10 protein-coding genes, 1 tRNA gene and 2 pseudogenes are annotated in these 12,071 nt (G+C 57.2%); 10 read left to right on the forward strand and 3 right to left on the reverse strand.

Features of this window, described 5'->3' with window-relative positions; genetic code table 11:
- Nucleotides 1–219 (reverse strand): glycerate kinase (locus EOS_RS35405; protein WP_047896879.1); only part of this gene is annotated, 219 nt, incomplete at its 3' end.
- Nucleotides 220–665: 446 nt separating this feature from the next.
- Between EOS_RS35405 and tig the strand changes: the two genes are divergently transcribed.
- The 8 genes from tig to EOS_RS49410 all read left to right on the forward strand — a co-directional run bounded on the left by tig (nt 666) and on the right by EOS_RS49410 (nt 8,411).
- Nucleotides 666–2,012: a trigger factor gene (gene tig, locus EOS_RS35410; protein ID WP_047896880.1), complete on the forward strand. Its 1,347-nt coding sequence runs from the start codon at nt 666–668 to the stop codon at nt 2,010–2,012.
- A 160-nt stretch (nt 2,013–2,172) separates the two neighbouring features.
- On the forward strand, nt 2,173–2,826 hold the full coding sequence (gene clpP / locus EOS_RS35415; RefSeq protein ID WP_047896881.1) for an ATP-dependent Clp endopeptidase proteolytic subunit ClpP: 654 nt from the start codon (nt 2,173–2,175) through the stop codon (nt 2,824–2,826).
- A gap of 250 nt (nt 2,827–3,076) precedes the next feature.
- Entirely contained in the window at nt 3,077–4,348 is a 1,272-nt protein-coding gene (gene clpX / locus EOS_RS35420) for an ATP-dependent Clp protease ATP-binding subunit ClpX (protein WP_047896882.1), read from the forward strand.
- A gap of 194 nt (nt 4,349–4,542) precedes the next feature.
- Nucleotides 4,543–6,966, forward strand: a complete 2,424-nt coding sequence (lon, locus tag EOS_RS35425) for an endopeptidase La (protein WP_047896883.1) — start codon at nt 4,543–4,545, stop codon at nt 6,964–6,966.
- A 283-nt stretch (nt 6,967–7,249) separates the two neighbouring features.
- Nucleotides 7,250–7,522, forward strand: coding sequence for an HU family DNA-binding protein (locus tag EOS_RS35430; protein ID WP_047896884.1), 273 nt, complete (start codon nt 7,250–7,252; stop codon nt 7,520–7,522).
- Nucleotides 7,523–7,606: 84 nt separating this feature from the next.
- Nucleotides 7,607–7,682, forward strand: a tRNA-Val gene (locus tag EOS_RS35435).
- A gap of 121 nt (nt 7,683–7,803) precedes the next feature.
- Nucleotides 7,804–8,190 carry an Arm DNA-binding domain-containing protein gene (locus EOS_RS49405; RefSeq protein ID WP_407639209.1) on the forward strand — a complete coding sequence of 129 codons (387 nt, stop codon included), beginning with the start codon at nt 7,804–7,806 and terminating at the stop codon, nt 8,188–8,190.
- Between the two features lie 35 nt (nt 8,191–8,225).
- The gene (locus tag EOS_RS49410; protein WP_407639210.1) at nt 8,226–8,411 is read left to right on the forward strand and encodes a phage integrase central domain-containing protein; all 186 of its coding nucleotides are present in this window, start codon (nt 8,226–8,228) and stop codon (nt 8,409–8,411) included.
- Nucleotides 8,412–8,678: 267 nt separating this feature from the next.
- Here EOS_RS49410 and EOS_RS45105 read toward each other — a convergent pair.
- Nucleotides 8,679–8,954, reverse strand: a pseudogene (locus EOS_RS45105) (IS256 family transposase); the annotation flags it as partial.
- Between the two features lie 492 nt (nt 8,955–9,446).
- Between EOS_RS45105 and EOS_RS49415 the strand changes: the two are divergent.
- Nucleotides 9,447–9,659 (forward strand): annotated as a pseudogene (locus EOS_RS49415) (phage integrase N-terminal SAM-like domain-containing protein); the annotation flags it as partial.
- A 257-nt stretch (nt 9,660–9,916) separates the two neighbouring features.
- Here the strand turns inward: EOS_RS49415 and EOS_RS35450 are convergent.
- Nucleotides 9,917–11,425, reverse strand: coding sequence for an ISNCY family transposase (locus EOS_RS35450; protein ID WP_047896886.1), 1,509 nt, complete (start codon nt 11,423–11,425; stop codon nt 9,917–9,919).
- A gap of 243 nt (nt 11,426–11,668) precedes the next feature.
- On the opposite strand from EOS_RS35450, the gene EOS_RS45115 reads away from it, so the two are divergent.
- A partial coding sequence (locus EOS_RS45115) for a tyrosine-type recombinase/integrase (RefSeq protein ID WP_235443062.1) occupies nt 11,669–12,071 on the forward strand: 403 nt, incomplete at its 3' end.

The raw sequence follows: 12,071 nt of genomic DNA on the forward strand, positions 1-12,071 counted from the left end.
GACCACACGGCGCTCGCCGCCCGCCGCGAGCATGGCGTCGAGCGTGCCTTCGCCGCCGTCGGCCATCGGCACGATGCGGATGACGGCATCGGCCCGAGCGCGCCGGATACCGTTCGAGATTGCCTCCGCGACCTGTTCTGCGCTAAGCGATCCCTTAAAGGAATCGGGCGCAATCACGACAACGGGAGGGGTTAAACCGGCGGAATGGGCGTGGGGCATGATGTCTCGAGTTATGAATTTGCTTGAAATCTAGCGACACGGCCCGAATTAATCAAACCTTATGCCTGTTGGGCATGCTTTCGATGCGCTTGGGCAATGTAAGAACGCCGGAACCAGACGCAGGCGCGATCCGAAACGACCTCATCACAGTGACATGAGACCGCAAAACACGCACCAAAACCGCGAAAACAGCCCCGAATTGCCGGTATTTGACATGGCTGACCCTCATCCGCCACGACCCTTGCAAATAGTTTGGTAAAATGTTTGGCTCTGTTGACTCAAACCGGTGTGCACGGCTTCCTGTCACGGCTAGCTGAATGCTCCGGCTTGGCCGTCAATGTTCAGGAACCGCGCGACGCCGTGCGCCTGTCGCGGCGCGAGATCGAACCAGAACTGACCAGACACACGAACCCGAATACTCGATTTACTTTAGGACGATAGAAGCCATGGCTAACGTTGTTGAAAACCTCGGCAAGCTCGAACGCCGTGTGACGATTTCCCTGCCGAAAGATACGGTGCAAAAGGAAGTGGATTCGCGTATCCGTCAGTTGGCGAAAAACGTGCGCATGCCGGGTTTCCGCCCGGGCAAGGTGCCGCTCAAGATGGTCACGCAGCAGTACCAGGGCCAGGTTGAAGCCGAAGTGCTGAGCGACAAGGTCGGCAAGGAATTCTTCGACGTCACGCGCACCGAAAACCTGCGTGTCGCAGGCCAGCCGAGCTTCGCGCCCAAGGGCGGCGAAGTGGCGGACGACTACGCGTTCGACGCGACCTTCGAGGTATACCCGGAAGTCAAGATCGGCGACGTGGCTACGGCCGAAATCGAACGCACGGTCACGACCATCTCGGAATCCGAAATCGACCGCACGCTGGAAATCCTGCGCAAGCAGCGCGTGCATTACCACGCACGCGGCGAAGGCGGCGAGCATGGCGACGGCGGCGCGGATACGGCTGCTAAAGACGGCGACCGCGTGACAATGGACTTCGTCGGCAAGCTCGACGGCACGTTGTTCGAAGGCGGCAGCGCCGAAGACTTCACGTTCGTGCTGGGCGAAGGCCGCATGTTGCCGGAATTCGAAACGGCGGCGCTTGGCCTGAAGGTTGGCGAGTCGAAGGAATTCGACCTCAAGTTCCCCGACGATTATCACGGCAAGGACGTGGCCGGCAAGACGGCCCAGTTCACCATCACGATGAAGAAGATCGAATGGGCGCACCTGCCGGAAATCGACACCGAATTTGCGAAATCGCTGGGTGTGGAAGACGGCGACACGACCAAGATGCGCGGTGAGATCAAGGAAAACCTGGAGCGTGAAGCCAAGCGCCGCACGCAGCAGATCGTGAAGAACCAGGTTATGGACGCACTGCTGAAGATCTCCGAACTCGACGTGCCGAAGGCGCTGATCGAGCAGGATCAGCAACGTCTGGTGGAAATGGCGCGTCAGGATCTGCAACAACGCGGTGTGCCGAACGCAGCCGACGCTCCCATTCCCGCTGAAATGTTTGCGGAACAAGCTGAACGCCGCGTCAAGCTGGGCCTGGTTCTGGCCGAACTGGTCAAGACCAACGACCTGCAGGCGAAGCCGGAACAGATCCGTGCGGAAGTCGACGAATTTGCGAAAAGCTACGAGGACCCGAAGGAAGTCGTCCGCTGGTATTATTCGAATCAGCAGCGCCTCGCCGAAATGGAAGCGTACGTTGTGGAAAGCAACGTCGTTGATTTCGTGCTCGGCAAGGCCCGAGTGAGCGACAAGGAAGTAAGCTTCGAAGAATTGGCCAGCGCGACGGCGCAAGCGTAAGCAGCGTCGGCAAGGCGTGCAGGGCCGTCGAGGTGACGGGCCCGCACGCCTTTTTTGCATTTCGGTTGCATTGGCGTTTTCGGTGCCGGTTACCAGGTTGCGCCGTTTTTACGGATGTTCCTTTGTCGTTCAGTATCCCTATTCCGAACAAGGAAATTGCATGACCTTTCGCGCTCAATTACTGGACACGCTCGCGTCAAACGCGCCACATGATTTCGAAACCAAGGCGCTCGGTCTGGTGCCCATGGTGGTTGAAACGAGCGGCCGCGGCGAACGTGCCTACGACATCTATTCGCGCCTGTTGAAAGAGCGCGTGGTGTTCCTGGTCGGCGAAGTGAACGACCAGACGGCAAACCTTGTGGTCGCGCAGTTGTTGTTCCTCGAAAGCGAAAACCCCGACAAGGACATCAGCCTGTACATCAACAGCCCGGGGGGCTCGGTGTCGGCAGGCATGGCCATTTACGACACCATGCAGTTCGTGAAGCCAGATGTCGCCACGTTGTGCATGGGATTGGCCGCGAGCATGGGCGCGTTCCTGCTGGCAGCGGGCGCCAAGGGCAAGCGCGTTGCGCTGCCCAACGCGCGTGTCATGATTCACCAGCCGCTGGGTGGTGCACGTGGGCAGGCGTCGGACATCGAAATTCAGGCACGGGAAATCCTATACCTGAAGGAGCGTCTGAATCAGTTGCTCTCGCACCATACGGGTCAGCCGGTGGATCGTCTCGCACGCGACACCGACCGCGACAATTTCATGTCCGGCGACGACGCGCAGGCGTACGGTCTCGTCGATCAGGTTCTTCACAAGCGTCCCTGAACGATGTCGTGCCGGTCGTTGGGGAATAACGGGCCGGCCGTTCCGTTTTTGTCCATGCAGGCGTTGCGGTTTCAGGCCAGACCGCCAACGGCGGCGCGGCAAATGGCACTAGTGCGCAAGCCTGGTGCCAACGCGGAAAACGGCGTTAAAGCACACGCCACACACGCTTTCACCCTCTGCACATGCCATTTCTGCGTAGGTGAGTTGAGCGGCGTATTATGTAATCGAGTGTCCGGAGGCTCACACATCCATGGCGGACAAAAAGGGTTCTAACAGCGAAAAGCTGTTGTATTGCTCGTTCTGCGGCAAGAGCCAGCACGAGGTCAAGAAGTTGATTGCGGGTCCTTCTGTGTTCATCTGTGATGAATGCATCGACTTGTGCAATGAAATCATTCGCGACGAAGCAGCCGGCGCGGCTGAAGAGGCTGGCCTGACGAAGTCGGACCTGCCCAGCCCGCAGGAAATCAGCGAGATCCTGAACCAGTACGTGATCGGTCAGGATCGCGCGAAGCGGATTCTTGCAGTGGCGGTTTATAACCACTACAAGCGCCTCAAGCATCTCGAGAAGAAAGACGATATCGAGCTGTCGAAGAGCAACATCCTGCTCATCGGACCCACGGGTTCGGGTAAGACCTTGCTCGCGCAAACGCTGGCACGCATGCTGAACGTTCCGTTCGTGATTGCAGACGCGACCACGCTGACGGAAGCGGGTTACGTCGGCGAAGACGTCGAGAACATTATTCAGAAGTTACTGCAAAACTGTAACTACGAAGTCGACAAGGCTCAGCGCGGCATTGTCTATATCGATGAAATCGACAAGATCAGCCGCAAGTCGGATAACCCGTCCATCACGCGTGACGTGTCGGGCGAGGGTGTCCAGCAAGCATTGCTGAAGCTGGTCGAAGGCACGATGGCTTCAGTGCCGCCACAAGGTGGCCGGAAGCATCCGAACCAGGACTTCATCCAGGTCGACACCACCAACATTCTGTTCATTTGCGGCGGCGCGTTCGACGGCCTTGAAAAGGTCATCATCGATCGTACGGAAAAAACCGGCATCGGTTTTGGCGCAAGCGTGAAGAGCAAGGTGGATCGCGACGCGGGCGAAGTGCTGCGCGAAGTCGAACCGGAAGATCTGATCAAGTTCGGCCTGATTCCTGAGCTGATCGGCCGTCTGCCCGTGGTGGCGACGCTTGGCAAGCTGGATGAAGACGCGCTGATCAAGATCCTGACCGAACCGAAGAATGCGTTGGTGAAGCAGTACCACAAGCTGTTCAACATGGAACGTGTCGACCTGGAGATTCGTCCGGGCGCGCTGCAAGCCATTGCGTTGAAAGCAATTCGCCGCAAGACGGGCGCGCGTGGTTTGCGTTCCATTCTGGAACAAGCATTGCTCGATGTGATGTATGAGTTGCCGACAATGAAAGGTGTGAGCAAGGTCATTGTTGACGACAACACAATTGATGGCGACGGTAAGCCGCTATTGATCTACGAAGACACACCGAAGGTTGCAGGTTCAAACTAAGGTTGGGCTGTGTGTCGGCGAGAAAGCCGTTCATGGCAACGTGAACGGCTTTTTGTTTATTTTTCGGATATCTTGTGGACGTTACTGACGCGAATTTTTTCGATTCACTGATCTTTTCCCACACGCTTAAGGCTTGCAATTCATTTTGACGGCCTTATTTACGACTGAACTGATTCCACTACTGGGGAAATGAAATGTCAGGAACCCAACTCCTCCCGCAGGAACGCATTACTCTCCCGCTGCTCCCGCTGCGTGACGTAGTCGTTTTCCCGCACATGGTGATTCCGCTCTTTGTCGGACGACCCAAATCGATCAAGGCACTCGAAGCTGCGATGGAAGGTGGCAAGCACATCATGCTTGTTGCCCAGAAGACCGCAGCCAAAGACGAGCCGACCGAAAAAGACATGTACGAAGTGGGATGTATCGCAAACATCCTGCAAATGCTGAAGCTGCCGGACGGTACCGTGAAGGTGCTCGTCGAAGGCTTGCAGCGTGCCAAGACGCTCACGATCGAAGAACAGGAAACACAGTTTTCCTGCGACGTGATGCCGCTCGAACCCGACCACGCCGACAGCGCTGAAACTGAAGCACTGCGTCGCGCGATCGTGTCGCAGTTCGATCAGTACGTGAAACTCAACAAGAAGATCCCTCCTGAGATCCTGACGTCGCTGTCGGGTATCGACGAAGCGGGTCGTCTGGCCGATACCATCGCCGCGCATTTGCCGCTGAAGCTCGACCAGAAGCAGCACATTCTCGAGATGTTCCCGGTTGTGGAACGCCTTGAGCATCTGCTTGCCCAGCTCGAAGCCGAGATCGACATTCTTCAGGTCGAAAAGCGCATCCGTGGACGCGTGAAGCGTCAGATGGAAAAGAGCCAGCGCGAGTATTACCTGAACGAACAGGTCAAGGCGATCCAGAAGGAACTGGGCGAAGGCGAGGAAGGTGCGGATCTCGAGGAACTCGAGAAGCGCATCACCAACGCACGCATGCCGAAGGAAGCCAAGAAGAAGGCTGACGCTGAGCTCAAGAAGCTCAAGCTGATGTCACCGATGTCGGCTGAAGCTACCGTCGTGCGTAACTACATCGATACGCTGATCGGTTTGCCGTGGCGCAAGAAGAGCAAGGTCAACAATGACCTCTCGAACGCGGAACGCGTGCTCGACGAAGATCACTTTGGCCTGGAGAAGGTCAAGGAACGGATCCTCGAGTATCTTGCGGTCCAACAACGGGTTGAAAAGGTCAAGGCGCCTATCCTGTGCCTCGTCGGGCCTCCGGGCGTCGGCAAGACCTCGCTGGGCCAGTCGATCGCCCGCGCGACGAACCGCAAGTTCGTGCGCATGGCGCTTGGCGGCGTGCATGACGAGTCCGAGATTCGCGGTCACCGTCGCACGTATATCGGGTCGATGCCCGGCAAGATCCTGCAAAGCCTGGCGAAAGTCGGCGTGCGCAATCCGCTTTTCCTGCTCGACGAAGTCGACAAGATGGGCATGGATTTCCGCGGCGACCCGGCTTCGGCTCTGCTTGAAGTGCTCGATCCGGAACAGAACCATACATTTGCCGATCACTACATCGAAGTCGATTTCGATCTGTCGGACGTGATGTTCGTGGCGACGTCGAACTCGCTGAATATTCCGCCGCCGTTGCTTGACCGGATGGAAGTGATTCGCCTCTCGGGTTACACCGAGGACGAGAAGATCAACATCGCGCAGAAGTACTTGTTGCCGAAACAGACGCGCAACAACGGCCTGAAGGCTGGCGAGATGGATCTCACGGAAGAAGCGATCCGCGACATCATTCGTTATTACACGCGTGAAGCTGGCGTTCGCTCGCTTGAGCGCGAAATGTCGAAGATCTGCCGCAAGGTCGTGAAGATGCTTCTGCTGAAGAAGGCAGAGGGCGCGGTCAAGGTGGATGGCAGCAATCTCGATACGTTCCTCGGCGTGCGCAAGACCGACTTCGGTCTGGCCGCGAAGGAGAACCAGGTCGGCCAGGTCACGGGTCTCGCGTGGACGGAAGTGGGCGGCGATCTGCTGACCATCGAAGCTGCCGTGATGCCGGGTAAGGGCAACATCATCCGCACGGGTTCGCTCGGTGACGTGATGAAGGAGTCGGTCGAGGCTGCACGTTCGGTAGTTCGTTCGCGCTCGCGTCGTCTGGGTGTATCGGATGAGGCGTTCGAGAAGAAGGACATCCACATTCACGTGCCCGAAGGTGCGACGCCGAAGGACGGTCCGTCCGCAGGTATTGCAATGACGACGGCGCTCGTGTCCGTGCTGACCGGCATTCCGGTTCGCGCAGACGTGGCGATGACCGGCGAAATCACGCTGCGTGGCGAAGTGTTGCCTATCGGCGGATTGAAGGAGAAGTTGCTGGCGGCGCATCGCGGCGGCATCAAGCTCGTGCTGATCCCGGAAGAAAACACGAAGGATCTGGCCGAGATTCCGGACAACGTGAAGAACGCGATCGAAATCGTTCCAGTTCGCTGGATCGACAAGGTGCTTGAGCTCGCACTTGAGCGTGTTCCTGCCGCGTTGCCGGAAGAAGAAGCCAAGCCGGCAACGCCTGCTGTCGCGGAAAAGAAGGACACGCCAGCAGCCGGCGATTTCGTGAAGCATTAAACGCCGGTCGAGGCGCGGGCTGAACTGTCGCGCCGAGATTGAGCAAAGTAAAAACCCGCGGGGTCATTTCACAATGACCCCGCGGGTTTTTTATTGGCGCGTCCGCCCACGCATTTGGCGCTGCAAAAACCCTCTAATCAGGCTCAATCCCTGTTGACACGGGGGTTTCGGCTACTTCTAATGACCGCCGCACTTGGGGCTTCCGGCCCGTGCTTAAGCAGCCTGTCATGAATCCACTCTTTGCAGCATCGCCCAACCACACACCATCATTCGGGGGATCACAATGAACAAGACGGACCTGATCGACCATATCGCCCAGCAAGCGGATATATCCAAAGCAGCGGCCAGCCGTGCGCTCGAAGCCGTGATCGGCGGGGTCAAGACGACCTTGAAGAAGGGCGGCTCGGTGACGCTCGTCGGCTTCGGTACGTTTGCCGTGGGCAAACGCACGGCGCGCATCGGCCGTAACCCCCGTACCGGCGATGAGATCAAGATCAAAGCCGCGAAAGTTCCAAAATTTCGCCCTGGCAAAGCACTAAAAGATGCGCTAAACTAGCGGACTCGCTGGATACGGAGCGGTTTGAATCGACGAATCCACTTCAGGTCCGGCAGAATGAGTCGCACAATTGAATAGCGAAACGGGTGCTTAGCTCAGTTGGTAGAGCGGCGCCCTTACAAGGCGTAGGTCGGGAGTTCGAGCCTCTCAGCACCCACCACCGTTTCGCAAAAGCAACGTCCAGAGCAGTCTAAAGAAGTGTAGAGAAGTATTCGGAAACCCGCATGGCTATTGGCTCTGCGGGTTTTTTATTGCCAGCGAATTGTCCGGGAACGTCCGGTATGTTCCAGCTAGATCCGAACTTTGAGCGTTGTATTTTTCGTTGTATTTTCGTATTCACGAGAGTCCACGAACGGGTATACAACGATGTCGAAGACCGCACTTCATCAACTCACCCGGCTAGAGATTGTGAACGCCAAGGCTGCCACGAGACCTTACACGCTCGGCGACGGGGGGCGGCTCTATATCCTCATTCAGCCAGATGGCACGAAGCTCTGGCGATGGAATATTTGTTCGCCGGCAAGACCAAGACGATGGCGCTTGGGACGTGGCCCGAAGTCACTGAAAGGGAGGCACGTGCTGCGCATTTGGTCGGGCGAGAGCAACTGAGGAAAGGTGTGGATCCAATGCGCGAGCGTCGGGAGGCAAAAGCTCACGCCCGACGGTAAGCGTCCGAGATCTTCGAGATCGTGGCAAAGCGTGGATTGAAGAACAGAAGCCACACTGGTCAGTGGGCTATCTAGATAAGATCGAGCGGCGTTTGGAGAAAAATGCCTATGCGTGGATTGGCAAGCGGCCGATCGGAGAGATCACCGCGAGGGAATATCTCACCGGGGTAATACATCGGGCATGCGTTCCCGAGTCGCAAGGCCGGTCCCCCGATGTCTGATGGGACTATCACGCCGCTTTGCGCACGCTTGGCTACTCTGGGCAGGAGATGACCGGTCATGGATTTCGCGCTACGCCCGAACCTTAATTCGCGAACGACTTGGTTACGGCTGAAGCTTAAGTTGCGGAAAAGCTGAAAGCCGGAGAGGCCGGGCACTCCGCGTCCGGTAAGCCATAAATGTCTCCAACTCCGATATCATAACGATGCGCCACATATGGATGAGATATGGTCAAGACTGGTGTACGAGCAGTTTTATGAGCGGCGATCTCAAGCGGCGAGTTTCTGCTGATCCGGTCGATCGTCTTGCACCGGTTCACCGTCTTTGAAGGCAACGCCTTCCAACAACAGCTTGATCTGTTCGGGGCCGTTGATGCGGCGCCAGGTTTTCTCGGCTTCCTCGATCAGCTTGAATGCCAGACCCAGGAAGGTGGGTCGCGATACGCAGTTGCGCGTACGCGTAGTACGGTGACGTACCGTCGCAAACGTCGACTCGATCGCATTGGTCGTTCGCAGATGCTGCCAGTGCTCAGCCGGAAAGTCATAGACATGTTTTGCAAAACATGTCTACGACTATGTGTTGGCTGAACTTATGTTGCGCTGCGTGGTGCCATGTCGTCGGCACGGCTTTCCGTCCCTGTATTGACAACACATAGATTTTCCTTTCCTGTGGCCGGACATCTTCATTTTTTTGGAGGTCCAGCCATGTTTGACCACCTGTTTAAGTCGCCTTCGACGATAGCCCTTCACGCCACGGCGCCATACGCTGAAGAGCGATCTCGATATCTGAATTACTGTACGCAGCGAGGTGACACGCACCTCACGGTGCTACGTAAAGCGTGGGACCTGGTCTGGGTCGCTCGTACACTTCCCAGCTTGCAAGTCACGATTGGTCAGATTCAAGCACTCATGTTCGATTGCAGCGCTCGTGATGAACTTTGCCACTGCGATCTTGATAGTCCCTGGACACGAAGACGGATCATCGCCAACGCTCACGGTTGGCTACGCTATCTCGGTTGTCTTCATAAATCGGCGGAGATGATCGCGTTCCAGCCGCAACTGGACGAATACTGCAGATGGGCGACGCACGAGCGCGGCCTGAGCGAGTCGACCATCAGGCTTTACCACCGTCACGTCAAACGATTTCTGCGTTGGTATGAACTGCTTGGACGGCCGTTGTCTCGCATTCATGTCAACGACGTCGATGCGTATCTTTCCGTTGGCAGCGAGGAAGGATGGCAGCGTCTCACCATTCGCAGCGTGGTCGATGCACTGCGGGCGTTTCTGCGTTTCGCCGCCGAACGTGAATGGTGCCAGCCACACGTGGCAGCAGCCATTCGAGGGCCCCGGATTTACGCTCTTGGTGCGCGACAATTGGGAAGTCCGCTCGTGTTGCCTCAAGAAGGAATGTTACCCGACCGATTGTTGTCGTTTTGCCTTTTTCCTTCCTTTTATGGTTTGCCGGGCGCGAAGCGCCCGGCCTCTCTGGCTTCCAGTTTTTCCGCAACTTATGCTTCAACCGGCGTCTCGGCGGACTTGCGCAGACCGCCCAAGATCAGTTCTCTGACGCGCTCGGCTCGCCACACCTTGATGCGACGCTGCAGCGTCCGTAACTGTGCCTCGCTTGCATAGACGTCGGGCACCATTGCGGCAAGTCGACTCATCACGGCTCCCGCCGATGCAGAGGGTTCAGCAATCAACCAGCCCTCAATAACCGGCCATACGTCAGCAAACGGATCGACTCGGGTTCTCCACCAGTGTTTCGCTGTGGGCTGTTTTCGATGAGTGGGCCGTGCTTCCCCGTCCTTCCACGCCACAGACAGGTTTGCGAGGAAGACTGCAACGTCCGATGCGTCAGCAGATACCGTTTCGGCACGCACTCCGTGGGCAGCGAGATCGCTCAATATTTGCTGAGCCGTTCGCATCTCCTGCAGAAGGCGCACAGGATCGAGTTCTTTGAACTGCGCCTTCAGTTTCTCCTTTATAGCGGGTTCGATGCTGTCGTGCGCCAGAAGCCGATCGCACGGCGTCGCCGGCGCGAAGTAGACCTTGTACACGCGTGCGCCATCGCGCGTCTTGGACTTCAGCTTGAACGAGGGTTGGAAGAAGTTAATGTATAACCGCGACGATGCGTACAACTGCGCCAAGGCGTTCCTGGCATCGATGCCGCTCAGCCGGCCATAGCCGACCAACCGACGCACGATAGAGCCGTTCTTCTGCTCCACCCACGCTTGATCGTTCTTCTTGTAAGCCCTCGAGCGAGTCTGAACAAGACCACGTCCCTTGCAGTAATCGAAGACGCTCTGGTTCATGAACGCGCTGTCGTTATCCGAGTCAACCCCGAGCATTGCGAACGGCAGATCGGCCGCCGCTTTGTCCAACCCTTCAATGACCAGCATCTGGTTACGCACTCGCATCGCCACACATTCTGTCCAGCCAGTGGCGATGTCAGTCAACGTGAGCGTGTGAACGAAGTCACCGTCGGTCTTCGGGCCACCGCAGTGTTCGACCATGTCGATTTCAAAGAATCCGGGTGGCGGATCGCGCCAGTCAGCAAATGTGCGCACTGGGATGCTTCGTCGAATTGCTGCACCCACGCCCTTACGGCGCTTGCGCTGCCCGTCGATGTGCAACCGCGCATTGGCCAACATGCGATCGATGGTAGCCGCGCTGATATGAGCGAGCTTCGATTTGATAACGGGATCCAGGTCAAGGTGACCATGCCGTTCCATGGCATCAACCAACATTGGAATCAGCGCCTTTAAACGCTTGCCGCAAATCCTATCGGCCGCTTCCCACAACACAATCAATGCTTGGCGCACTGCCTCGTCATAGAGACGATTCCGTGCGGGCGTCCCCTGCGTAGGGGATGCTTTCTCACGCAGCAGCCGTATGGCGTGCTTGCGGTGATACCCAGTCAAAGCTACGAACTCGTCGAGAATCTTGATCCGGTCGCCGAACGCCGCGCTGCTATACCGCAATTGCAATGCTGCAACCAACTCCTTGCGTGTCGTCATGCTGATTTGCCTCGTCACCTCGCACCGCTCCTGCCGGACAATCCGACCGGTAGCAAACTACATGAGGCAACAGGTCAGCGGAAGTTGCAGTTTTGGTGAGTCAATGCGCCGGCCATCATAGTTGTCGCGCAACCGGACATCGTAGTTGACGATATCCACGCTCTGGAGAAACTACCCTCCGGCCCGACCTGGGCAACTGTCGAACGTCTTTTTGCAGGACTGGATCCGAATCGTCCGAGGGACGTGCGAGACCGGCCGATCCTGATGTTGTTCGCGATCTATGGCATGCGCACGAGTGAAGTGGCCCAGCTTCGGCTCGACGATATCGATTGGGAGAGCGATCAATTGCATGTGCGCAGGGCCAAGCGGCATCAGCCACAGGTTTATCCGCTCCTTCCTTCGGTCGGCAAAGCTATCGCGCAATACCTGCAAACGGTCCGCCATGCATCCCCCCACCGCCAAGTGTTCTTAACCCTTGTGTCACCTTACGCTCCACTGTCATTAGGTGGGCTCTATTCTTTGGTCTCCCGCAAATTGATGGCGAGCGATGTGCATTGTGCACATCACGGACCGCATGCGCTACGACATGCTTGCGCGGCGCGTCTTGTATCCGAAGGATTTCCCCTCAAGGAAATAGGCGACCATC

The organism is Caballeronia mineralivorans PML1(12), from assembly GCF_001028175.1.
Lineage (GTDB): Bacteria > Pseudomonadota > Gammaproteobacteria > Burkholderiales > Burkholderiaceae > Caballeronia > Caballeronia mineralivorans.

What these genes read in the sequence shown, in the direction of transcription:
- clpP (WP_047896881.1), top strand. Translation starts at nt 2,173, where the DNA reads ATGACCTTTCGCGCTCAATTACTGGACACGCTCGCGTCAAACGCGCCA.
- EOS_RS35450 (WP_047896886.1), bottom strand. Translation starts at nt 11,425, where the DNA reads ATGACGACACGCAAGGAGTTGGTTGCAGCATTGCAATTGCGGTATAGC.
- EOS_RS35430 (WP_047896884.1), top strand. Translation starts at nt 7,250, where the DNA reads ATGAACAAGACGGACCTGATCGACCATATCGCCCAGCAAGCGGATATA.
- tig (WP_047896880.1), top strand. Translation starts at nt 666, where the DNA reads ATGGCTAACGTTGTTGAAAACCTCGGCAAGCTCGAACGCCGTGTGACG.
- clpX (WP_047896882.1), top strand. Translation starts at nt 3,077, where the DNA reads ATGGCGGACAAAAAGGGTTCTAACAGCGAAAAGCTGTTGTATTGCTCG.
- lon (WP_047896883.1), top strand. Translation starts at nt 4,543, where the DNA reads ATGTCAGGAACCCAACTCCTCCCGCAGGAACGCATTACTCTCCCGCTG.
- EOS_RS49405 (WP_407639209.1), top strand. Translation starts at nt 7,804, where the DNA reads ATGTTCCAGCTAGATCCGAACTTTGAGCGTTGTATTTTTCGTTGTATT.